22 protein-coding genes are annotated in these 22097 nt (G+C 58.6%); 7 read left to right on the forward strand and 15 right to left on the reverse strand.

Annotated elements, in window-relative coordinates:
* Positions 1–72: 72 nt before the first annotated feature.
* Positions 73–1539, forward strand: a complete 1467-nt coding sequence (locus BLS26_RS07645) for a PLP-dependent aminotransferase family protein (protein ID WP_157676367.1) — start codon at positions 73–75, stop codon at positions 1537–1539.
* Positions 1540–1825: 286 nt separating this feature from the next.
* A complete protein-coding gene (locus tag BLS26_RS07650) occupies positions 1826–2200 on the forward strand; it encodes a nuclear transport factor 2 family protein (RefSeq protein ID WP_092509838.1) in 375 nt (124 codons plus the stop codon).
* A gap of 157 nt (positions 2201–2357) precedes the next feature.
* Here BLS26_RS07650 and BLS26_RS07655 read toward each other — a convergent pair whose 3' ends face one another.
* Complete coding sequence (locus tag BLS26_RS07655) at positions 2358–3239, reverse strand: alpha/beta fold hydrolase (protein WP_092517770.1); 882 nt, start codon at positions 3237–3239, stop codon at positions 2358–2360.
* A 369-nt stretch (positions 3240–3608) separates the two neighbouring features.
* Here BLS26_RS07655 and BLS26_RS07660 point away from each other — a divergent pair, with 369 nt between their 5' ends.
* Positions 3609–4160 (forward strand): TetR/AcrR family transcriptional regulator, encoded by a 552-nt coding sequence (locus BLS26_RS07660; protein WP_244541875.1) that lies wholly within the window; start codon positions 3609–3611, stop codon positions 4158–4160.
* Between the two features lie 63 nt (positions 4161–4223).
* Here BLS26_RS07660 and BLS26_RS07665 read toward each other — a convergent pair whose 3' ends face one another.
* From BLS26_RS07665 to BLS26_RS07695, 7 genes are all read right to left on the reverse strand, one after another.
* Positions 4224–5861: a GMC family oxidoreductase gene (locus tag BLS26_RS07665; RefSeq protein WP_092517772.1), complete on the reverse strand. Its 1638-nt coding sequence runs from the start codon at positions 5859–5861 to the stop codon at positions 4224–4226.
* 92 nt (positions 5862–5953) lie between these two features.
* The gene (locus tag BLS26_RS07670) at positions 5954–6802 is read right to left on the reverse strand and encodes an enoyl-CoA hydratase (protein ID WP_092509842.1); all 849 of its coding nucleotides are present in this window, start codon (positions 6800–6802) and stop codon (positions 5954–5956) included.
* Positions 6803–6834: 32 nt separating this feature from the next.
* Entirely contained in the window at positions 6835–8094 is a 1260-nt protein-coding gene (locus tag BLS26_RS07675) for a CaiB/BaiF CoA-transferase family protein (RefSeq protein WP_092509844.1), read from the reverse strand.
* 265 nt (positions 8095–8359) lie between these two features.
* Positions 8360–9070: an SDR family NAD(P)-dependent oxidoreductase gene (locus BLS26_RS07680; protein WP_092509846.1), complete on the reverse strand. Its 711-nt coding sequence runs from the start codon at positions 9068–9070 to the stop codon at positions 8360–8362.
* Positions 9071–9240: 170 nt separating this feature from the next.
* Complete coding sequence (locus tag BLS26_RS07685) at positions 9241–10125, reverse strand: LysR family transcriptional regulator (RefSeq protein WP_092509848.1); 885 nt, start codon at positions 10123–10125, stop codon at positions 9241–9243.
* A gap of 247 nt (positions 10126–10372) precedes the next feature.
* Positions 10373–11140 carry an alpha/beta fold hydrolase gene (locus BLS26_RS07690; protein WP_092509850.1) on the reverse strand — a complete coding sequence of 256 codons (768 nt, stop codon included), beginning with the start codon at positions 11138–11140 and terminating at the stop codon, positions 10373–10375.
* Between the two features lie 131 nt (positions 11141–11271).
* A complete protein-coding gene (locus BLS26_RS07695; RefSeq protein ID WP_092509852.1) occupies positions 11272–11580 on the reverse strand; it encodes a putative quinol monooxygenase in 309 nt (102 codons plus the stop codon).
* Between the two features lie 220 nt (positions 11581–11800).
* Here BLS26_RS07695 and BLS26_RS07700 point away from each other — a divergent pair, with 220 nt between their 5' ends.
* Positions 11801–12763: a GlxA family transcriptional regulator gene (locus tag BLS26_RS07700; RefSeq protein WP_092509854.1), complete on the forward strand. Its 963-nt coding sequence runs from the start codon at positions 11801–11803 to the stop codon at positions 12761–12763.
* Positions 12764–12813: 50 nt separating this feature from the next.
* Here BLS26_RS07700 and BLS26_RS07705 read toward each other — a convergent pair whose 3' ends face one another.
* Positions 12814–13446, reverse strand: coding sequence for a glutathione S-transferase family protein (locus BLS26_RS07705; protein ID WP_197681323.1), 633 nt, complete (start codon positions 13444–13446; stop codon positions 12814–12816).
* Between the two features lie 351 nt (positions 13447–13797).
* On the opposite strand from BLS26_RS07705, the gene BLS26_RS07710 reads away from it, so the two are divergent.
* Positions 13798–15123 carry an adenylate/guanylate cyclase domain-containing protein gene (locus BLS26_RS07710; RefSeq protein WP_092509856.1) on the forward strand — a complete coding sequence of 442 codons (1326 nt, stop codon included), beginning with the start codon at positions 13798–13800 and terminating at the stop codon, positions 15121–15123.
* A 22-nt stretch (positions 15124–15145) separates the two neighbouring features.
* On the opposite strand, the gene BLS26_RS07715 is transcribed toward BLS26_RS07710, so the two are convergent.
* Entirely contained in the window at positions 15146–16222 is a 1077-nt protein-coding gene (locus BLS26_RS07715) for a mandelate racemase/muconate lactonizing enzyme family protein (protein ID WP_092509858.1), read from the reverse strand.
* Positions 16223–16233: 11 nt separating this feature from the next.
* Entirely contained in the window at positions 16234–16473 is a 240-nt protein-coding gene (locus BLS26_RS35590) for a hypothetical protein (RefSeq protein ID WP_157676368.1), read from the reverse strand.
* A 98-nt stretch (positions 16474–16571) separates the two neighbouring features.
* Here BLS26_RS35590 and BLS26_RS07720 point away from each other — a divergent pair, with 98 nt between their 5' ends.
* Positions 16572–18113, forward strand: a complete 1542-nt coding sequence (locus BLS26_RS07720; RefSeq protein ID WP_157676369.1) for a CoA-acylating methylmalonate-semialdehyde dehydrogenase — start codon at positions 16572–16574, stop codon at positions 18111–18113.
* Between the two features lie 150 nt (positions 18114–18263).
* Positions 18264–18653, forward strand: a complete 390-nt coding sequence (locus BLS26_RS07725; protein ID WP_092509860.1) for a tautomerase family protein — start codon at positions 18264–18266, stop codon at positions 18651–18653.
* 443 nt (positions 18654–19096) lie between these two features.
* Here the strand turns inward: BLS26_RS07725 and BLS26_RS07730 are convergent, their stop codons facing one another.
* The 4 genes from BLS26_RS07730 to BLS26_RS07745 all read right to left on the reverse strand — a co-directional run bounded on the left by BLS26_RS07730 (position 19097) and on the right by BLS26_RS07745 (position 22074).
* The gene (locus BLS26_RS07730) at positions 19097–19603 is read right to left on the reverse strand and encodes an ester cyclase (protein ID WP_092509862.1); all 507 of its coding nucleotides are present in this window, start codon (positions 19601–19603) and stop codon (positions 19097–19099) included.
* 737 nt (positions 19604–20340) lie between these two features.
* Positions 20341–21393, reverse strand: coding sequence for an enolase C-terminal domain-like protein (locus tag BLS26_RS07735; RefSeq protein WP_244541876.1), 1053 nt, complete (start codon positions 21391–21393; stop codon positions 20341–20343).
* Between the two features lie 223 nt (positions 21394–21616).
* On the reverse strand, positions 21617–21829 hold the full coding sequence (locus BLS26_RS07740; protein ID WP_092509864.1) for a tautomerase family protein: 213 nt from the start codon (positions 21827–21829) through the stop codon (positions 21617–21619).
* Positions 21830–21843: 14 nt separating this feature from the next.
* A complete protein-coding gene (locus tag BLS26_RS07745) occupies positions 21844–22074 on the reverse strand; it encodes a tautomerase family protein (protein ID WP_092509866.1) in 231 nt (76 codons plus the stop codon).
* Positions 22075–22097 lie beyond the last annotated feature (23 nt).

The following is a 22097-nucleotide window of genomic DNA, read 5'->3' on the forward strand; positions in this document are numbered from 1 at the left end:
ATCGGGATGCCAACGCAGTAGTGGCCTGGCAATTTTTGCGAACTATCGAGTGTCGAACGATTGGAGCAGCCGATGCAGTTAGCTCTTGAAATTGATCTTTCCGCTGCGTCACTGCAAGCTCAGGTTTTCAGGCAGATCCATGGCTTGATCGTATCTGGCCGCCTGAGACCCGGTACACGCCTTCCCGGAAGTCGTGCTCTTAGCGAACAGCTTGGGGTGTCGCGCAATACAATCATTCTCGCTTACGAGACATTGACGGCCGAAGGGTATCTGGAGTCGAGGGAAGGTGCCGGAACATACGTGTCAAATACGCTTCCCGATAGCTCGTTATCGGTTGCAGACTCCTTTACCAACAGAGCCACCCACACCAAACCGATCCACTTGTTCGTTCCTGTCGCCGAGGAAGCGAAACGATCCACATTCCCCAATGAAATCGTTTGCGACTTTGCGCTTGAGAGCACCGATCCCGCTTGCTTTCCGCGCAGCGTATGGCGCCGACTAACCAATTGGCGAATGCAATCTTCGAAATTCAACTTGACGTATTCCGGTACCCCGAAGGGGCTTCGGGAGTTGCGAGAGACTCTTGCCGGCTATCTGGGGGCTTCTCGCGGCATTTCATGCAGTCCGGATCAAATAGTGATCGTCACTGGTGTTCAGCAGGCGCTGAACGTCGCTGCTCATCTGTTTGTCCGCGCAGGGACAACGGTGGCAATGGAAGCGCCTGGTTGCAGCGCAACAGCGGATCTTTTCCGGGCTTACGGCGCGAATATAGCGCCGGTTCCCGTCGATCAGAGTGGCATCGTCGTAAAGCACTTGCCACAATCCAGCATGAGCCTCGCCTTCGTCACTCCGGTCCGTCAATATCCGATGGGCGTCATGTTGTCAGCTTCCCGACGCGAAGTCTTGCTGGATTGGGCGAACCAAACGGACTCTCACATTGTCGAAATCGATTTCGACACTGAGATTCGCTATCAGGGATCACCGCCACCACCCCTGAAGAGCCTCGACACCTTCGGACGGGTGGTCTACGTCGGCTCGTTTGCAGCCTCCATCGGCCCGGGGCTGAGGGTGGGATACATGGTCCTGCCGCCCCATTTAGTGAACCTTGCCGTTCACGCGGTATCACTTCTCGACCATGGCTTTCCGTGCACAGGTGTTCCTTGGCTCGAACAGGCCGTGCTGAATGACTTCATCGAAACCGGCGCCTTCGAAAAGCACCTCAGAAAAATTCGCAAAACCTACATGGCACGGCGCGACTGCCTGGTCGCGGCACTTCAGAAACATGTCGGGTCCGTCCAGATAAACCCGGTGCATTGTGGCACACATCTGGTATGGGAGCTGCCGCCGGATTTTCCCAGCGCCGTCAAATTGCAGACGCTGATGCTGAAGCAGCAGATCGGCGTCTACACGTTGCGCGACCAGAATATCGGAGACGCGGACTATCTGGAGAATTGTGATCGGTACCTCCTGTTGGGATTCGCAGCGCTGGCAGAACCGGCGATCGAAGAGGGAATCTCGAGGCTCGCCAAGGCGCTTTGAAGATCTGATCCAGCAAAAACGACCGACCACACTGCCGACTCTTCAGCCGGGCACACTGCGCGACCCGGCCTTGGCAGGTTCTATCGCGCCAAATGTCACAAGCTCAACAACTGGTACCATCGGCTTTGCCTGCACCGGCGCTGTGAGGAGCACTCCCGCCTTACTAAGTTATGCCTGGAAATTGCGGGCGAGCTCCTACTGCGACGGCGCCGGCAGTTAGGGACGCCGGCGGGTGTTTTCCACTTCGGTCATGGCGCCGCTGGTAGATACCACAAGGGAGTAAGAGATGAGTGGCACAGCTACGAATTTGGGCGACTATGAAGCCATCACGAAGGTCGTTCAACATTATCTGGACGGCGCAAAATCGGGGAAGGGAAGCGAAATGAAGCCCGCCTTCCACAAGGACGCTACGATTTTTGGATATGTGGGACCTGATCTCTTTGCTGGACCTATCCAAGGGCTTTACGATTGGAACGACAAGAATGGTCCAGCCACTGGAATCAAGTCTCGTATTTCGGAGATCGACGTCGTCGGCACGATCGCGAACGTGCGTTTGGAAATCGACGACTGGACGGGATCGCGCTTCACTGACATGTTCACGCTGCTGAAGCTGGATGGGAAGTGGCAAATCATGAACAAGGTCTTCCATCTCCATAGTTGATATTTAGGTTGGCGTTCAGACGGCACCAATTGCATCTGGACCCGACTTCGGTCGGGTCCATTTTTCTCCATTTTTCGCATCCGGCGTCCAGACCAGTAGAGGGGCTGCGGCGTCGGCTGGACCAGCCACGGCGCCGCACCACGTAACGCCAGCTAACTCACGAACGACGATGCAGGAAGTCGACGACAAGTTTAGTCGTCGCGGCAGGCTGTTCTTCCGTGATCCAGTGCCCGCAATCGGGGATGATCACGTCTTCGACATTATCGGCGACACACCGAACCACCGCGCCGATCATCGGGCCGAATGTAGCTTCACCACCCAGGGCCAAGACCGGCATCTTGAGCTTGCCCTGCGCAAGGAACGCCTTGTTGTCGATCGCATCCTGGCTAAACGACAGGAACTGCGCAAAACCCGCTCGCATTGCGCCGGGTTGCGCATAGAGCGCCGCATAATGCTGGCGCTTCGCTTCATCAAAACGCTCCGGGTGCTGGGAAAGTTCGTTCCAGAAGCGGTCGAGATAGATGCGCTCCCGGCCGGCGACCAGGCGCTCCATGTCATGACCACCGAAACCAAAGTGCCACATAGCCGGCTCCTGCAGGATCTTTTCCCAGGGTCCGATGCCGGGCAGCGGCGCATCGATTGCCACCCATCGGCTTACGCGCTCGGGGTGGGTGGCGGCAACTGCGTAGCCGACCATGATCCCGATATCGTGCGTCACCAATTCGAACGTACGCACACCCAGAGCATCCAGGACGCCCACCACGTCCGCCGCCAGATTCTTCTTGTCATAGCCGCCATCAGGCTTCGACGAGAGGCCCGACCCACGCAGGTCAGGCACGAAAATGGTGTGGTCTTCGATGAGTGCGCTCGCCAGATGTCCCCACATGTCGCCCGATGTGCCAAAGCCGTGCAGCAGGACGACTGCCGGGCCATGACCGCCGACCCGCACATGGATGGATGTACCGTTGGTTTCGATCGTCCGCGTCTGCATTACAGCCGGGAAGGGATAAATCCCATCTACTTGGACATGTTCGCTCATCTGTTTGCTCCTGGTCTGGGCGCGTGCCGCACCCGTGAGTGTGAACTGGGCCACCGTGCCCAGACCGATAGCGGTCGCGCTCAGAAAGTCGCGGCGAGAGGGGTTGAGGTGCTTGATCATGCGAATTTCTCCTCTGCGGATCGAGGTCGGCAAGTACGCAAAGAGCCGTGCCGAAGCCGGGATCGAATCTCCGACTATCGGTGGTCGAGGCTGGGCGCGGCATCGGCTCTGCGCGTTTTATAACGGTCGTATTAAAACATGCAATGGATTTTTTTGACGACCGTGTTAAAACATCGGTGCGACGACCCGCGCGATCGGAATGGATGACACAAGATGGTGAGACCGAGAGAATTCGATGAGCAAGCCGTATTGGATCAGACGACGCAGCGCTTCTGGAGCAAGGGATATGCGGCGACATCCATGCGGGACCTCGCCGATAGCACCGGGGTAACTACGGCGAGTCTCTACAATGCGTTCGGTGATAAGAGAGCGATCTACCGTCTCGTGCTCGATCGGTATGTCCGTCTGGCGCTCGAAACCTGCTCGGCGACCTTCGGAGGCGATGACCCACCCCTGCGCGCATTGGAGCGGTACTTCGATGCGCTCATAGAGGAGGCGCTGGCCGACGCCCTTCAGAAGGGATGCTTCGTCGTCAACACCGCGCTTGAAGTCGCTCCGCACGACGCGGACTTCCGTGATCTCGTTACGAACGTCTTCGCCCAAATCGAGAAGTACCTGCGCGATTGCATCGCTAGCGGCCAGTCAGGCGGGACAATTCGAACCAAACTGCCGGCTGGCGACCTGGCCCGCCTCTTCCTGGGCGCAACACTGGGCATCCGCGTGTTGGCGCGGACGACCTCGGAACGTGAGCTCCTCACCGGTGTCGTTCGTCCACTGTTCGCGCTGCTAAGGACAAAGTGAAAAAGCTTGAGCGACGTGCGCCGCGGCGCCGGACGATTGGTTCTCCAGTCCAGGTATCTCACCTTAAACCAATCTATATTGAGCGTCCGACAAGACGTACTGTGCACCTTTGTCTGCGATCATGATTGTGGGCGTATTGGTGTTACCCGACGTGATAGTCGGCATTACGGATGCATCAATGACACGCAGCCCATCGAGCCCGATCACACGTAGGTGCTGATCGACGACCGCCAGCGGGTCGTTTTCAATTCCCATTTTCGCCGTGCCGACAGGATGAAAAATCGTTGTTCCGATATCACCGGCGGCCTTGGCAAGAGCAGCTTCGCTGTCATCGATCGATGGCCCTGGGATGTACTCCTCTGGACGAAAGCGGCTGAGCGCCTTCTGCTTCATTAAACGGCGAGTGACCCGAATCGCATCGGCTGCGACGCGGCGATCCTCGTCGGTCGAGAGATAGTTCGGTGCGATGACCGGCTTTGTCGAGGGATCCGCCGAGCGCAGGCGAACAGTGCCGCGGGACGTTGGCCGGAGATTGCAGGCCGAAACCGTGATCGCCGGGAAGCGGTGCAACGGATCCCCAAACCTGTCGAGCGAGAGTGGTTGGACGTGGAACTGGATGTTTGCGCGATCGAAGTCTGGCGACGAGGTGGTGAAAATTCCGAGCTGGGATGGCGCCATGGTGAGAGGCCCCCGCCGGAACAGTGCATATTCAAGGCCCATCATCGCGCGTCCTACCAGCGAGTGATAGGTCTCGTTGAGGGTCTTGGTGCCGTGCACCCGGTAGATCGCTCTTTGCTGCAAGTGGTCTTGCAGATTGCGCCCGACACCAGGCCTGTCGGCAACGGTGGCGATACCAAACTGGCCGAGCCATTCTGCTGGCCCCACACCGGACCGTTGGAGGATCTCGGGTGACCCGATGGAGCCGGCGGACAGTATAACCTCGCCTTTCGCACGGACCTCGACTGTGCGTCCGTGCTGCCGATATCGAACACCCACAGCACGCTGTCCGTCGAACAGCACCTTGTCGACCAAAACGCCAGTTTCAAGACGCAAGTTGGCGCGATGCAGCACCGGCTTCAGAAATCCGCGTGCCGCCGACCAGCGGAAGCCGCGCTTCTGATTGACGTGGAAGTAGCCGACGCCGGTATTGTCCCCGGTATTGAAGTCCGGCGTCATCGGGATACCCATTTCGACGGCGGCTTTCGTCACGCTGTCGAGGACATCCCATCTCACGCCCGGCGGCTCCACGCGCCACTCACCGCCGACACCGTGATGTTCGGATTCACCCAAAAAATGATCGTCAAGGCGCTTGAAGACCGGACGCACGTCGTCCCATCCCCAGCCGGTAAGGCCAAGTTGCCGCCAATGATCGTAATCAGACGCCTGGCCGCGCATGGAGATCATGGCATTGATCGCGGAGGAGCCGCCCACCACCTTGCCACGCGGATATTTCAGCGACCGGCCGTTAAGGCCTGCTTCGCTCTCTGTCGCGAACATCCAGTCGGACCGCGGATTGCCTATAGCGAAAAGATAACCGACCGGAATGTGAAACCAGATCCAGTTGTCGTTGCCACCGGCTTCCAGAACCAGAACACGGTTGTTGCGATCGGTCGATAATCGATTCGCAACGACACAACCCGCGGAACCGGCCCCCACAACAATATAGTCATAGTCGCCGTCCAGTTCAGTTCTGGGAACCACCGTTTTCTCCAACTGTTGGGGTTTGTTTGCGTAGCGAGCACTTCCACGCGTCGAGGATCACGTCGCAGCAGTCGTCCAGAACACTGAACGGTTCAGCGATGGCGGAAGACCGGCGCCCGTTTGTTGACGAAGGCGTTCATACCCTCCTTCTGCCCTTCGGTTGCGAACGCAGCCTGGAACAGAAGACGCTCATGGCGCAAACCCTCTGAAAGCGGTCCCTCGAATGCGCGATTGACCGCTTCCTTCGCCATCCTCACGGCTGGTGCGTTGTAGCCGGCGATCGTATGCGCAGCTTCCAACGCAATCTGCAAAAGGTCGGTACTCGGTACGACGCGCGCAACGAGACCGACGGCCTTCGCCTCCACAGCACCGATGGTACGACCGGTAAGGATGAGATCCATGGCAAGCGATTTTCCGATTGCACGCGTCAGCCGTTGTGAACCTCCAATACCGGGTAGAATGCCCAGCTTGACCTCGGGTTGGCCGAATTGCGCGTCTTCCGATGCAATAATGAAGTCACAGAGCATCGCGAGCTCGCAACCACCGCCAAGAGCAAACCCGCCGACTGCCGCTATGATAGGTTTGTAGATCGATTTGACCTCGTCCCACGGGCCAAGAAAATCGTTCATGTAGAAGTCAGTGAAGGGCTTCTCGGCCATTTCCGCAACATCTGCGCCGGCGGCGAAGGCGCGCGCACTGCCCGTGATCACGATCGCCCCGACCTGATCGTCTGCGTCGAATGTCTTCAACGCCGCGAGCGTCTCGATCGCCAGTTGGCCGTTCAAGGCGTTCAAGCTCTTTGGCCGATTCAAGGTGATGAGGCCGACACGGTCGCGGCGCTCGACGATGATCGTCCGCAGCGAGGTATTCGCGGGAGCGGCCTCCGGCTGTTCTGAAGGGGACGGGCTGTCTTTGCGGATTGTTGCAACGGTATTGCTCATAGCCTGTTTCCTTCGTTTCGGAGATACCCGTATCATTCAGCCGCTCGCGGCAGTGAGCCGGAGGCATCGATTTCGGTGAGCAGGACATCATCCGGCGCCGCGTTGGAGTAGGCGCCATGAGCAGCCATCAGCTCGTTCAGAATTGCTTCGCGGTGTTGATTGAGCGCCGGCGAAACGGCAGGCGTTTCAACATCGTTCTCGGCATACCCGGAAAGGCGGATAGGATTGCCTGCAGTACGGATATGACGCGGCCCCTCACCTTTCACTTTCACGATCATGTTGCGGGCCTTGAGTTGCGGATGGTCGAATAGTTTGTCGATTGTATTGATCGGAGAGCAAGGAACGCCGGCCTCGTTCAGCTTGGCAATCCAGCACTCGACAGGCTCTCGCTTCGTAATTGCCTCAATAGCCGTGACCATTGCGGGGCGATTGCTGCAACGCAGGTCATTGCTCATGAAACGTGGATCGAGCGCCAACTCAGGCGATCCGAGCGCATCCGCCATCAACATGAAAAGCGTATCGTTGCCGGCGGCTATGATGACGCGCCCGTCCATCGCGGCGAAGCTTTCGAATGGAGCCAATGAAGGGTGACTGTCGCCCGTGCGACCCGGTATCTTGCCCTCCACGTCATAACGCGCGAGCGCCGTCTCCATCAGCGCCGCCTGGCAGTCAAGCATGCCAATATCGACGCGCGTTCCCTGTGCGTTTTGCACTCGCTTGTAGAGGGCGGAGACGATGCCAATGGTGGCGAAAAGCGCAGCTCCGAGATCGCCAAAACTGGTCCCGACGCGGGAAGGCGGACCATCCGGCCATCCTGTCAAGCTCATCACGCCCCCCATGGCTTGCACGACCATGTCGTAGCCCGGCAGGTCACTGAATGGTCCGGTATGGCCAAATCCCGAAATCGACGCGTAGACAATATGCGGATGCGTTTTGGCCAGCCGTTCCGCGCCGTAACCAAGACGGTCCATAACGCCGGGACGAAAGTTCTCGACGACCACATCGGCCCGGTCCAGGAGTCGTTCGAGCAATTCCCTGTCGCGCGGCGACTTGATATCGAGAGCGATGCTCTCCTTGCCTCGGTTGAAGCACATGAAATAGGCTGAATCACCGTCGACGAACGGGCCGAACGCCCGCGTGTCGTCGCCGCTGCCAAGCTTCTCGATCTTGATTACACGCGCACCGAGGTCGGCCAACACCATCGTGCAATACGGTCCGGCCAATACCCGTGAGAAATCGAGGACCGTAATGCCTTCGAGCGGTCCCTTTTTCAGAGCCTGAATGCCCTGCATGATAACTCCTCCCAAGGTGCCGGTCGATTTCGGTGAAACTCGATACTTCAACCCGAATTCTCGGTTGGTGAAGTACCGGTTCGATTGAAAGACCTGAGTCCGCGAAACTGGCCGATCCGGTGGCAAGCGACTTGTTGCAACCGGCGCTCGACCATGAATGGACAGCCAGAGGGGGCATTCGGGTCGCATTAGGTCGTACGACGACCTTATCGACCCGAAGTATACCGCGGCAGGAGCCGCGCCTCCCGGCCGCCGCTCCTTCTGGTCAATGACCGGCGCTCTGACCACCGTCGACGTGCAGGATCTCGCCGGTGACGAAGGGAGCGTTTTCCAGAAACATGATCGCGTCGACGATGTCTTGAATTTCTCCCATTCGTCCGACTGGATGCAGCTTCGCTTTGAAATCATGTGTTTCCGGAGCGTGCATCGGCGTCTTCATAACGCCGGGAGCAACGGCGTTAACACGAACTCCCTTTTTTGCGTACTCAATCGCCAGGGATTTCGTGGCCGCGTTCAGCCCACCTTTGGTCATCGAGGCAAGGACGGACGGAACGCTGCTGTTGGCGTGATCGATAAGGCTGGTCGTAATCTGCACGATGTGACCCGACCCCTGCTTTAGCATTTCGACCGCGACGCGTTTGGTAACCCGGAAGAAGCCGCCCAGATTGATCGCCATGACCGAAGCGTAGTCATCCTCGGTGTAATCAACCAGGGGCTTCGCGATGAAGATACCGGCGTTGTTGATCAGGGTATCGATGCGTCCAAAGCGTGCCATGCCCTCCCGAACGATCCGGTCGGCTGTCTTCGGATCGGCCACGTCTCCGGCGATGGTCAGGACGTCCGAATCCTTGCTAGGCTTGATGGACCGGGAATTGGCGATCACCCGGTAGTTGCGATCGCGATAGGCCTTCACAAGCCCTGCACCGAAGCCCTGTGATGCACCGGTGATGACGGCGACTTTCTGCTCTGTTCCCATGGAATTTCTCATTGATCAGCGGACGACATGATTGACTTCCGCGAGACGGCCCACGTCTGGTGGATCACATTTAGCACCATCCGCGCCCAGTCGAACGGCCGTTGGCCGGCAGCTTCTGTTTCTGAAATCGGAACAGTGCACGGTCGCGCAACGGAAGACGTCAATTGCAGTCAGCTCGTGAATTCTCGACGCGCCGAGCGTACGCTCGCCACGATGTGCGCATGCACCTCCGACACCCTGCGCGTATGATGGGTGTCGGGATGCGAAATCAGCCAGTAGTTTCGCACGAAGCGGATCTCAGGCAGCAACCGCTTAAGATCCGGAAATCGTCGCGCGGCGTAATCGTGCAATATTCCCACGCCGTGGCCACCCCTCACCGCCTCCATCTGTGCCACCACGCTTCCGCACTCGTAGTGCCGGTTCATGAATTTTCCGAGTGCGGACGCGTAGTCGAGCGCCCGGCTGTAAACGTAATCCTCGACATGCGTGACGAAGAGATGGCCGGCGAGATCGGCCTGTTTCCTGATGGGTCCCAGGCGCTTCAGATAGCTTTCAGCGCCATAGACGCTGAGCGTGTAGTCGGTAAGTTTTTTGACAATAAGCCGGCCCTGCTTTGGACGGTCCAGCGTGATCGCGATGTCCGCCTCCCGTCTCGACAGCGAGAATGTCCGCGGCAGGGGAACGAGTTGAATGAGCAAGTCGGGGTGCCGCGCGGCAAGCGCGCCGAGCTGGCTGGCAAGAAAGTAGTTCCCCAGCCCATCGGGAGCGCCGACGCGAACCGTGCCTGAGATTGCCTCAGACGATCTGCCAAGGTGAGCGCCGACCTGAAGGAATTCCGATTCAGCCCGCTCGGCTGCAGCAACGAGGGCCTCGCCTGCACTTGTCAGGACGCAGCCCGTCGTACGTCGTTCGACCAACTGGGTTTTCAATTCCTGCTCGAGGGCGGTGAGCTGCCGCGCCACGGTCGCGTGATTCACGCCCAAACGCCTGGCAGCACCGAGAATTTGGCCGGTGCGGGCGACCTCCAGGAATATGCGGATACGATCCCAATCCATCGACTTCAATTTCTGCACCACAAGTCTGCGATAGCTCTCGCTGCTGTGCAGACGTTAACATTTCACGGCGGACTTGCGGAAACAAGGAAGTCGTTGTGCTCCCGCAAGTCAATCATTGCATCAATGGCACGCAAGTCTCCGGCCGCAACGAGCAGACGTCGCCCGTCTTCAATCCCGCGACAGGTACCTGAAATCGGCAATGGGGCGTGCCCCAAAGCCGACATGCGCGCTTCGAGGTGACCGCCGGTCAATTCGCCTGTTTTGCGGCATCCTCGATCACTCGAGCGACCGCGGCCGGCTGAGAGACAAAGACAGCGTGGCTTGCGGCCAATTCGGTAACCTTGGCGCCCGAGCGTTGATACATCCAACGCTGAAGCTCAGGGCTTATGACACGATCCTTGGTGGTCAGGATGGCAAAGCTGGGCTTGTTGTGCCATGCCGCCTCGGAGAGCGGCGCGCCCATGGCCTTTTCGGCAAGTTGCTGCTGCGAGTCCGACATGAACTTGGCTTGCGCCTCCGGAACATCAGCGGCATAGGTTGCCCGGAACTTGTCCGCAGGGATGAAGAAATATTTATCCAGCGAGGTCTTGGTAGTAGCCGCCCGCATGGCGTCGTTCGGCGCGGCGAACTTCCCCATCAGCTGGCCGCTGGCCTCACCCTTATCGGGCTGCAGAGCAGCCACATAAACGAGCGCGCTGACCTTGGGGTCATTGCCCGCTTCCGTGATCACCGAGCCGCCATAGCTGTGACCGACCAGCACGACGGGGCCTGTCTGCGCATCGATGACGCGCTTGGTGGCGTCGACGTCTTCGGCGAGGCCGGTGAGCGGCTCCTGAACGATCGTCACATGGAAGCCGTCCTTGTTCAGAATGTCATAGATAGCGTGCCAGCCCGAGCCATCGGCCAGTGCGCCATGGACAATGACAATGTCCTTTGCTTTCGTCTGAGCGTGAGCCACCGTGCCACTCATGGCAAGCATGAGCGCGATTGCGGAAGTTTTTCCGAGAATAGACATTAGATGATTCTCCAGGGGGTTATTTTGCCCGTTGCTGTGCACAACCATCCGGTGGTGGGCGATATTCACCGGTGATGGCTATCTTGATTGGCGCAGGTTGAATCTGCGCCCGGCGAGCCGGGCGCAAGACATCAGGCCAGCTTATTTTTCATTCCGAGAATATCGAGAAACTCGACTGACGGCGGCTTTGCCAACATCTCTTCGACCCGCGACATCAGCGACTTGGCCATGTTGCCAGCAAGATGCGCCTGCCGATCCTCTTCGCTCGTAAAGGCGTCGAAGATACCGAACGTCGTCGGCGAAAGCTTGAGGGCGAACCAGATCGGCGTGCCCGCCTCCTGATTTGTCATTTCAACACCGGCAGCAAGAAAGTCCGCCACCGCCTGCTCTTTGCCCAGCTTGGCTTCCAGCCGAACCAATAGCCCGCACTTGATCGTCATTTTTCTTCTCCACTCAATGATTACTAAGGGCTCCAAAGTCGGCGGAAACCTATAAGAGACACCGCTTTGGAGCTATTGGCAGGATTGCCAATTTTGATACCTATCCAGCCATGGCAACTCCTATTTTCGGCAGATTCATCGGGAATCTGAATCCGCTTAGCAGAGCCGAAGCCCTGATCGCGGTGTTGGCAAACATGTCAATTCTGATACCATTCTTGCCATGCGTATCCACATCCTTGCTCTCAATGGCGTGTTCGACACCGGCCTGGCCGCGGTGCTCGACGCCTTCAGCACCGCCAACGCGTTGGCAGAAATGAGCGGCACGTCCTCGCTGCCCTTCCAGACGAAGCTGGTGGGTCTGCGAAAGACCGTCACAACCGCGCAGGGCCTGAGCGTGCCGGTAACTTCGGCAACGCGCGCGCAGACACCGGATGCGGTGGTGATGCCTGCCATCAACCGTATCATGCCGGAGCCGCTGGTACAGGCGCTCGCCAGCGGTGAGGTACGCGCAGCCGGCGCGGTGCTGCGCAAATGGTCGGGACGCGGCGCGCTGACCGCGGCCGCCTGCGTTGGCACGTTCGTGCTGGCGGAAGCGGCCCTGCTCGACGGCGAAGAGGCCACCACCACCTGGTGGCTGGCACCTCTGTTCCGGCAACGCTATCCGCGTGTGCGGCTGGACGAGTCGCGAATCATCGTGCAGTCCAACTCGGTGGTCACCGCCGGCGCGGCGCTTAGCCATCTGGACTTGGCGCTGACCCTGATCCGGCGCGCCAGCCCCGAACTGGCCAGCCTCACGGCAAAGTATTTGGTGGCCGACGCGCGCACCTCGCAGACGGCTTATGCGATCCCCGGCCACCTGGTCCATGCCGATCCGCTGGTGGACAAGTTCGAGCGCTGGGCGCGGCAACGTCTGACCGAAGGCTTCTCGCTTGATCAGGCTGCGGCGGAGCTTGCCACCAGCAAGCGCACGCTGGCGCGCCGGATGCAGAGCGTGCTGGGCAAATCGCCGCTCGAATACCTCCAGGATCTGCGGATCGAGCGCGCCGTGTACCTGCTCAAGACGAGCCAAGCCGGCGTCGATCAGATCGCCGCCGAAGTCGGTTATGCCGAAGGCGTAACGCTGCGAGCGCTGCTGCGCCGTAGGCTCGGCCGCGGCGTGCGCGAAATCCGCCGCAGCCACTGAGGCCGGCGCCCAGCTGTCCCATCACATTCTCCGGCAGCAGATACCTAATCTCAGGTAAACTGGGGTGCTGTCGCTTGGTAGCTCGGCATTGCCTGTACCTGCTCCCACCATCTGGCAAAACCATCCACCGCGAAGACCTCGTTGGCATCTGGGGTAAGTGAAACGAGGAAGCAGATCGGGGCGAGGTAGAAATCACCGAGGGAGGGATGTTCGCCCGCGACAAAGGCACTGCAGCCGCGAAGTTTCATAAGCTCCTGCAGCACACGACGGCTGCCAGCGATCGCACGCTTTCTCGCTTCTTCATCCGCTCCACCGATGAAGTCGGGGAATAGGTGATATCCGGCGACTCCAATCAAAGCGCCATAACCGTAGGAATCAACGATGCTCATCGCCATGCGCATACGCGCACGGTCCTTTGAACTATCCGGTGTGAACGATGGGCCCGGCAGCACCTCGTCCAGGTATGGAGCGATAGCGCCCGCTTCGATGATGCGGAACCCATCGTGGTCGAGCACCGGCACCTTACCGAACGGATGGCGGGCAATGTGATCGGGCTGGCGCGGCTCGCCCTTGAGCACGTTCACCGGCACCTGTTCGTAATGCGCGCCCTTCTCGGCGAGCAGCATCCGGACTGTCCGGACATATGTACTGCCATCGAAACCGTAGAGGACGATCCCCATCATTTTATTCCCTTTTGCTTGGATTTCGCACGACCGAAGATAGCCTCTCTCGAGACCCGTCATTTGCGGGCTGTCTAGACCCTCTGGACCGCCTGATAAATGTTCGTCGCGCAGTAATCAGTGTTCCACAATGCGAAACAGTGAATGAACCTCACTGGCGCGATTAACGTCATTGCGCTGACGATTCACGAGAATGAAAACCCACTTACGTTGAAAGATTGCAAATGTGCCTGCCGGCAGCCAACACCGGACGTCCTCACAACGACGCGAACGACCCGAACAGAACTCGCATGGCAATTTGGGCGGTGTTACCATGCAGCCGATAGAAGCACGCCCAGCGGGGACGGCCATCCAATGAACTATTCAGAATTGCCACTGACGCGTTACGCGATGAGCGGTGACGTAAGCGTCGCTTATCAGATCATGGGAGAGGGCCCCGTCAATATCATTGCCATCCCCGGAGCCGTTTCGCACGTCGAGTTCCTGCATGAAATGCCCGGGTATACGGCGTTCTTGCGATGTCTTTCAAAATTCGCCCGCGTCATCACCTTTGACAAGCGTGGCCAGGGACTGTCGGACACGATATCAGGCGCCCCCACGCTCGAAGAGCGCATGGATGACGTTCGAGCTGTTCTGGACGCCGTTGGCGCGCAGCGTGCAGCCCTGCTCGGATTTTCCGAGGGTTGCGCAATGAGCGCAATGTTTGCCGCGTCCTATCCGGAGCGCGTTTCACACCTCGTCCTGTTTGGAGGGTTTATCCGCTATGCTGAGCTTTTCCCGGCCGCTGACCCGCAAGTGGTCGCTCATGAGCAAATGAAATATTGGGGGACTGGCGCCCTGATGAAAGGTGTAATGGCCAGCAGGGCCTCCGATCCTAACGCGGTTGCGAAGTTTGCCAAACTTGAACGCCTGTCGGCCAGCCCCGGTGCAATGAAGGCCGCCCAGTTATTGAACTTCCAGATCGACGTCGGTGATATCCTCCCAACCGTGCGCATCCCGACACTCGTGCTGCACCGGGCAGCCGACGCACTGGTCCCGGTCCAGTTGGGACGCGACTTCGCGGCGCAAATTCCCGGTGCCAAATATATCGAATATCCCGGTGGCGATCATGCATTCTGGTCAGGCGACGTAGAGGCCTTGCTCGGCGACATCGAAGAGTTCATCACCGGGCAGCGCGAAACCGAATCGGCCGATCTAGAGCGGATCCTGGCAACCGTGCTGTTCACCGACATCGTCGACTCAACTCGCCGCGCGGCCGAAATGGGTGATCAGAACTGGCGCCGGTTGCTGGACAGTCACGATCAGCTGGCGCGTCAAATAGTTGAAAGGCACCGCGGCAACCTGATCAAGAACACCGGTGACGGCATTCTCGCCACCTTCGATGGACCCGGTCGCGCCGTACGTTGCGCGCTGACATTTTCGGCCGCAGCCAAACAGATTGGCTTGCCCCTACGTTCGGGTCTGCATATCGGAGAAATCGAGGTCAGGGGCCGCGATATCGGTGGCATCGCGGTCCACGCGGCGGCCCGGGTCATGGCAAGTTCCCGGCCAGAGGAAGTCCTCGTATCCCGGGTGGTCTCGGATCTCGTAGCGGGGGCGGGACTGAAGTTCGACGAACGGGGAGCATATGAATTCAAAGGCCTCCCCGGTCGATGGGATTTGTTTGCAGCGAGTGCGTAGAGGGATTTTGGCGCCTAGAACGTCAGTCCTTCAATACGGATGGGTCGATGGCGAAGCCCCAACCCGGCCGGCCGGAGACAATGCTTGCGCCTCTTTCGTCCCTAGTCACAGGCTCCTGGTAGAGCGCGTCAAACCAATTGATATATTCATGATAACTCGCGTTGTGTACGCACGCCATGAGCGCGAGGCTCATTTGCGGGAAGACATGGGACGACACGGGGATATCGAATGCCTCGCAGAGGGCTGCGGCTTTCAAGAACTCTGTCGGCCCGCCCATCCTTTGCAGATCAGGCATCAGAATGTCCGCAGCTTTGAGTTTCAGCAGCTCAAAGATGCCTTGGTGATTATACGTGTACTCACCGGTGGCGACAGGGATATCGATAGCGGCGGCAACCTCGGCTTCCGATTGCGGATTACTCCCCATGACAGGCTCCTCGTACCAACCGATATCGAATTCCTCGATACGGCGCGCGAGCCTGATGGAGGCCTTGGGCGACGCAATCAATTGCGCTGCATCAGCCAGCAGTACGACATCGGGACCCAATATCTCCCGAACCGCCTTAACACGTTCCACGTCTTTGTCGGGATCCGGCAATCCAACGTGCATTTTGATCGCGCGAAAGCCCTGCTTTAGAAGGCCTTCTGCTTCTTTATGAAGTTCGTCGATCGTTGACGATAGCCACATCGCGTTCACGTAGCTGGGCACGGCGGTTCGACAGGCGCCCAAGACATGAGCAACATTGACGCCAAATTGCTTGCCCCGCAGGTCCCAAAGCGCCTCCTCGACGGCAGAAATCGCCAGAGCCGAGATCCCTTGTCGCCCAAAGGCGCGAACGTCATTGAACGCGTTGAGAACAAACCTGCCGCTCTGACCGAGTTGCAGACCGATGACAAGATGCTCGAGGCTCACCACCATTTCCCGCAGGACCTTCAGTCGACGCCCGTTCGTCACATAGCACATCCCCTCGCCAACGAGGCCTTCGTCCGTCTCCAGAAATACGCACACACAGTCTATCGACTGCACGTCGTACCTTCCCGTTGAAAACAGCTTTGCGACAGGCAAGTGGGCGACCCGGGTGCGCAGGCGCGTGATCTTCATAGACTTCCTCTCTAGATGCCGGGTGCCGTCGCGGAAGCGGCTGGAGTGTCGTGCGGTGCGGCCTGCGGTGAAGTCCAGGGTAGCGTGACAGGTAGCGAGGTCAATGGGCTGATCAGATATTCATCGAACGTAGTGCCACCCGTCGACTTTTCGCCGCGAAGGTTCAAAAGCTCCTGTAGCAAACGACGACCGCGAACGGTCCCATGCTTTCTTGCTTCTTCATCCGGCCCGCCGATGAAGTCGGAAAACAATTAACGAACCTGCCTGACGCGATTAACGTACATATGCCAAGCCATCGACTTGAATTTCCGCACAACAAATCCGCGATAGTTCTCGTTGATGTGCAGACATGAACGCTTCATATCGGACGTGTGCAAACAAGGAGGTCGTCGTGGTCACGCAAGTCAAGCATTACATCAACGGCAAGCAAGTCTCTGGTCGCAATGAGCGGACGTCGTCCGTCTTCAATCCCGCGACCGGCGAGCAAACGGGGTCGGTGCCGATCGCGAACGCCGCGGATGTCGCGGATGCCGTCGCTGCAGCAACAAAGGCTGCGCCGGGCTGGGCAGCGACGACGCCCCTGCGGCGAGCCAGGATACTCAATCGATTCCTCCGGATTCTCGAGGAACGTATCGACGAACTCGCGGATGTTATCGTCGCAGAGCACGGCAAGGTTCATTCGGACGCCGTCGGCGAAATCCAGCGCGGAATGGAAGTCGTCGAATTCGCGACCGCCGCTCCCCAGCTGTTGAAGGGTGAGTTGACCGAGAACGTCGGAACTCGCGTCGACAGCTATTCCATGCGCCAGCCTCTCGGCGTGGTCGCCGGCATTACCCCATTCAATTTCCCCGCGATGGTCCCGATGTGGATGTTTCCTGTCGCGCTTGCCTGTGGGAACGCCTTTATTCTGAAGCCGTCTGAAAGAGACCCGTCGGCGTCACTGATCGTCGCGGAGTGGCTAAAGGAAGCAGGCCTTCCCGATGGCGTATTTGGCGTGGTCCATGGCGACAAGGAAACCGTCGACGCACTGCTGCATCATCCTGACATCTCGGCGATCAGCTTCGTGGGATCGACCCCGATCGCGCGGTACATCTATGAAACGGCCGCGACGACGGGAAAGCGTTGCCAGGCGCTGGGCGGCGCCAAGAACCACATGATTATCATGCCCGATGCAGACATGGACCAGGCGGTCGATGCTCTCATGGGCGCCGCTTATGGTTCCGCCGGCGAACGTTGCATGGCGATTTCCGTCGCGGTTCCGGTGGGTGAAACCACCGCGAACAGGTTGATCTCGGCGCTGGCGCCGAAGATTCGCAGCCTCAAAATCGGACCTGGCACCGATCCGGAAGCCGAAATGGGGCCCCTCGTCACCAAGCAGCATCTGGACAAGGTCCGCGGCTACATCGACACAGGTATCGCGGAGGGTGCAAAATTGCTCGTCGATGGACGCGGCTTCAAGATGCAGGGCTACCAGGACGGCTACTTCATCGGCGGCTCGCTATTCGATCATGTCACGCCGAACATGAAGATCTACAAGGAAGAGATCTTTGGGCCCGTGCTGTCTGTCGTCCGTGCTCCCGACTACGAAACCGCCGCGCGGATGATCAACGAGCACGAATTCGGCAACGGCACATCGATCTTCACGCGCGATGGCGATGCGGCGCGGGAATTCGCCCACCAGATCAAGATTGGCATGGTCGGAATCAACGTTCCGATCCCGGTGCCGATGGCATTCCACTCCTTCGGTGGATGGAAAGCGTCGATCTTCGGCGACCACTACATGCACGGCCCGGAAGGCGTTCGCTTTTATACGAGGTTGAAAACGATCACGAGCCGCTGGCCAACCGGCATCCGAGCCGGTGCCGAATTCGTAATGCCTACCATGTCTTGATACCGACGACCGGCCCGCTGCGCACCCAGGCAGCGGGCACGGCTCGCGGCGAAAACTCCGTCGATTCTGAACGAATCGACTTCCGGCCTCGGTGTCGCCCCAGCCTGGCGAACGCAACAGGCGATCCTTTGGATTACACGGAGAATGACAATGCCACTTTTGTGCTTCGATCTAATTCAGGGTTGTTCGGAAAACCAGATCAAAAAGATATTGGACGCGACCCATGAGGTCTTGATCCAATCATTTGCCGTGCCAGAGCGCGACCGCTATCAGATCGTCAGAGAACACGCGCCATCCAGAATGATCATCGAGGATACCGGTCTCGGTATCGTGCGAACGCCGAATATGCTGGTCCTTCAAGTCACGACCCGCCCTCGGAGCCGAGCTATGAAGCAAGCATTTTATAGTTCGTTGGTGAAGAAGTTGGAGGCTGCATGCGGTATTGCACCAAGCGACGTCGTCGTCACTTTCGTGACGAACACGGACGAAGATTGGTCGTTTGGACTCGGACGCGCTCAATTCCTCACTGGTGAGCTTTAGCTCATCGACACCCAACGCTTAGACCTGGAGGAACTCGGGATAGATTTCTTGGTGTCGCAGCGGCTGCCGCCGCCGCGATGCTGGCCGCGACCACGGGGGCCGGCGGTACGATTCGGCTGCGCGAAGACGACTATATCGCGCGCCCGATTGTCCTCGGCCAGCGAGCAAAGCTGGTATTTTTTCGCACTCAGCGGCGGCCTGCTGCGGAGCCGTCGCGGGTGCTGCACCGCTCATCATCACCGAACGTGTAATGGCGGAAGCTACGAAGGCTTGGCCCACGCCGGCCACGAGGGCCGGCGACCTGCGCGATGCTGCGATTTGGACTAGCGAAGCTGTGTGCTGCATGACAATCCCCTCGGTTGACACAGTCCGTTTTAACCGGGAGTCGCCCGAGGCGATTTGACTCTTGCCATACAGAGGCGAAGGCTTGAACGGCTCGCCGGTCAGGCCTTCAACTGCGCCGCTACCCCGGCGAGATCGCCCATGCCCCAATGCTCAACAATCAGGCCGTCTTGAACCCTGAAAATATCGCAGGAAGTGAATCGGAGCGCACGACCGGTGGGCGCAACTCCCGCGAGCGGGCCGTTATGGGTGCCGCTATAGACGAAGCTTGCAGCCGCAATATTGCCCGACACGACCGTGGCCTCGATCTCCACCTTGAGGTCCGGTATTCCAGCCAGCCGTGCAGTAAAAACTGCCACCGTCCCCTGCTTCGGCGACTTTCCCTGTGGCGGCGGCGGCGCGGCTGCGCTGACCTGATGGTTGACGTAATTCTCCGAGAACAGCGCTGCGAATGCCGTGAGGTCGTGCGCGCTCAATGTCGCCGCGAATTTTTCGATCCAGGGTGCGGTTGCCTTCTTGTCGTCCGCCAAGGCCGGCGCGACAAGAGCCGGCACCGCAAGAGCCGATCCCGCCAACGTAACCGCCTTCAAAAGATTCCTTCTATCCATAGGTATTCTCCAATCTGATCGTCACATGACGCCGCCATCGAATGAACAGGCGGAACGGGGAGTTGATTAGCAACTATATCACTTGGGGCTAAACCACTTTTTATTGTGGCCGACGAATCTTTCAGAGAGCTGGTATCGGTCAAAACGATCGCTGGAATCTCACTGCTTACGCTCTGCTGACAAACTCAGACGGTAATCATGCCTTGCGCAGCCTTCGTCCAAATGCGCTATGTCTCGGCTTCGAATTGTGTCTCGGATTCGACACTCGTATTGCCTAATGAATGTCATCCTGACGCCGATGGGGGGGGCAAACAGGATGACTCAACTCGCAGCGCTGCCGAAATGGGTGATCAGAACTGGCGCCGGTTGCTGTCAGTCACGATCAACTGGCAGGCCAAATGGTTGAAAGACACCGCGGCAACCTGATCAAGAACACCGGTAACGGCATTCTCGCCACCTTCAACGGACCCGATCGCGCCGTACGTTGCACGCCGGCATTTTCGACCGCAGCCAAGTCTCCAGGTGGCTTTTGTTGTTGATCGTTGATTGGGCGAGCAGTGACCTAGGCCGTCGCTCTATTCAGGCAATGACCGACTAGCCATCGTCGACGTGCAAGATCTCGCTCAGTGATAAACGAGGCGTTGTCCGGAAACAGGACCGCGTTGACGATATCTTGAACTTCCCTCATTGCGTCCGACTGGATGCAAAGCTGCAAGGAACTTATGTGTTTGACGAACTCAGATCGTATCAAGCCGCTTAAGTTTGGCTTCGTCCCACGCGATCCCGCTGCCGGGCTTTTCGGACGTGAGAGCCATCCCGTCGCGAATTTTGAGCGGTTCCTCGACAATGGCATCCGCCCAATCAACGTATTCAAGCCAATGGGCTGTGGGCGTTGCGCAAAGGAGATGCGCGCTGACCTCAGGCATCAGATGCGACGACATTTCAATGCCGTGAGCTGCGGCAATGCCGGCGGCCTGCAGCCAGCCGGTTACCCCGCCTATCCGTGCAACATCGGGCATCACGTAATCGCTCGCCCGGGCAACAATGGCGCGGAGCAAGCCTTCCGGGCCGTTAAAGTTCTCGCCAATCTGGACCGGGACTTTCAGTTCGCGCGCTAAGGCGGCGCTGGCCTCATAGTCCTCGTGAGCAATCGGCTCTTCGAGCCAATAAATTCCTTCCTTCTCCAGCGCCCTTCCGCGAAGAGTGGCTTCCGTGCTTGTCAGCGCCTGATTGTAGTCCACCATAATGGCAACATCGCCGCCGGAAATGCTCTTACGAACTGCCCGCAAAGCGGCCAGGTCCTCGGAAAGAGACGAATATCCAAGCCGGAGCTTGATGGCCCTTAAACCGCTTTCCAGAAGAGTTTGAACTTCTTTCGCGAGGCGATCCGGTTCCATCAGCCCGAGCCCACGACTGTCATATGCACGGACCGGTTTCGGGCTGGACCCAAGTAACGAGGACAGAGGAACACGTTGTTTCTGCGCCATCGCGTCCCACATCGCTATGTCCAACAGCGACAGTGCCATCCGCACAGCGCCGGTCACTCCAAGCAGGGCGAACCGGCGCGAAAGGATCTGCATCGCATCAAAGGGCGTTATATCCTTACCCTTCAAGAGATCGACTGCCTCAGTGAGATGCGACGACATCGCAACCGCACCCGAAGGCCGGTAGCAAAACGCATAAGCTTTGCCCGTTACGCCGTCTTCGTTGAGCAAATCAACAAGCAGCAGCGGCACAGCCTTGATGACCGCCGCACTCGTTCCTAGCGTAAACTTCAGTGGAACCATCATACCGCGGGTCGTCAACGAGCGAATTCGCTGCCCTCCCGCACTCCGACCATCGGTCATTTTTGACCTTTCAATACCCTTCAGAAACCGGCGGATGAACGTGCCGTAGCACAAATCCAGCGATGCCGCTCGCACTGTGCACCACCTGACAGATCGATTCTATCCGCAGCCTATCTGGCTCAGGCTGCCTACGCCGAGCGCCCACTAATGCCAAAAGCTCAGAGGCTCACGCCTTCTCCACAACCTGCTTCGCAGCTTCTTCGCCGTGAATTCGACCGGAAATGCTCATGTTGTCGGCCGGATGCTCAAACAGGAGAACATTGATGATCTTCGGATCCGATCCGATGGACTCGTGTGTGACCTGGACGATGTCACGGATCAGCTGCGTCTTGCGGGCCTTCGTGAGGCCGGCTGCGATGTGACACTCGATATAGGGCATGGTTACCTCCGATATTACTTCAAGCGGGCGATCAGATCTTTGTCGTTGGCGTTGCCTTCGACGAATTCAGGCAAATGTTGCCCGTGCTCCACGAAGTTGATGCCTCGTCCTTCTCTGATGACAAAAAAGACGTTGTCCGCTGTTTCGCCGGTCGCCTCGCTGACGACGCGCAGCAGTCCGGCTGAAAGCGCGCGCTTCTGCTCATCCGAGCGTCCGTACCGCATGTCGCAAGAAATCATTGACATCGGGATCCTCCTGAGTTGACGGA

Origin of the sequence: Afipia sp. GAS231 (assembly GCF_900103365.1) — a bacterium.
Lineage (GTDB): Bacteria > Pseudomonadota > Alphaproteobacteria > Rhizobiales > Xanthobacteraceae > Bradyrhizobium.

What these genes read in the sequence shown, in the direction of transcription:
- BLS26_RS07645 (WP_157676367.1), top strand. Translation starts at nt 73, where the DNA reads ATGCAGTTAGCTCTTGAAATTGATCTTTCCGCTGCGTCACTGCAAGCT.
- BLS26_RS07650 (WP_092509838.1), top strand. Translation starts at nt 1,826, where the DNA reads ATGAGTGGCACAGCTACGAATTTGGGCGACTATGAAGCCATCACGAAG.
- BLS26_RS07655 (WP_092517770.1), bottom strand. Translation starts at nt 3,239, where the DNA reads ATGAGCGAACATGTCCAAGTAGATGGGATTTATCCCTTCCCGGCTGTA.
- BLS26_RS07670 (WP_092509842.1), bottom strand. Translation starts at nt 6,802, where the DNA reads ATGAGCAATACCGTTGCAACAATCCGCAAAGACAGCCCGTCCCCTTCA.
- BLS26_RS07675 (WP_092509844.1), bottom strand. Translation starts at nt 8,094, where the DNA reads ATGCAGGGCATTCAGGCTCTGAAAAAGGGACCGCTCGAAGGCATTACG.
- BLS26_RS07680 (WP_092509846.1), bottom strand. Translation starts at nt 9,070, where the DNA reads ATGGGAACAGAGCAGAAAGTCGCCGTCATCACCGGTGCATCACAGGGC.
- BLS26_RS07685 (WP_092509848.1), bottom strand. Translation starts at nt 10,125, where the DNA reads ATGGATTGGGATCGTATCCGCATATTCCTGGAGGTCGCCCGCACCGGC.
- BLS26_RS07690 (WP_092509850.1), bottom strand. Translation starts at nt 11,140, where the DNA reads ATGTCTATTCTCGGAAAAACTTCCGCAATCGCGCTCATGCTTGCCATG.
- BLS26_RS07695 (WP_092509852.1), bottom strand. Translation starts at nt 11,580, where the DNA reads ATGACGATCAAGTGCGGGCTATTGGTTCGGCTGGAAGCCAAGCTGGGC.
- BLS26_RS07700 (WP_092509854.1), top strand. Translation starts at nt 11,801, where the DNA reads ATGCGTATCCACATCCTTGCTCTCAATGGCGTGTTCGACACCGGCCTG.
- BLS26_RS07705 (WP_197681323.1), bottom strand. Translation starts at nt 13,446, where the DNA reads ATGATGGGGATCGTCCTCTACGGTTTCGATGGCAGTACATATGTCCGG.
- BLS26_RS07710 (WP_092509856.1), top strand. Translation starts at nt 13,798, where the DNA reads ATGAACTATTCAGAATTGCCACTGACGCGTTACGCGATGAGCGGTGAC.
- BLS26_RS07715 (WP_092509858.1), bottom strand. Translation starts at nt 16,222, where the DNA reads ATGAAGATCACGCGCCTGCGCACCCGGGTCGCCCACTTGCCTGTCGCA.
- BLS26_RS07720 (WP_157676369.1), top strand. Translation starts at nt 16,572, where the DNA reads ATGAACGCTTCATATCGGACGTGTGCAAACAAGGAGGTCGTCGTGGTC.
- BLS26_RS07725 (WP_092509860.1), top strand. Translation starts at nt 18,264, where the DNA reads ATGCCACTTTTGTGCTTCGATCTAATTCAGGGTTGTTCGGAAAACCAG.
- BLS26_RS07730 (WP_092509862.1), bottom strand. Translation starts at nt 19,603, where the DNA reads ATGGATAGAAGGAATCTTTTGAAGGCGGTTACGTTGGCGGGATCGGCT.
- BLS26_RS07735 (WP_244541876.1), bottom strand. Translation starts at nt 21,393, where the DNA reads ATGATGGTTCCACTGAAGTTTACGCTAGGAACGAGTGCGGCGGTCATC.
- BLS26_RS07740 (WP_092509864.1), bottom strand. Translation starts at nt 21,829, where the DNA reads ATGCCCTATATCGAGTGTCACATCGCAGCCGGCCTCACGAAGGCCCGC.
- BLS26_RS07745 (WP_092509866.1), bottom strand. Translation starts at nt 22,074, where the DNA reads ATGTCAATGATTTCTTGCGACATGCGGTACGGACGCTCGGATGAGCAG.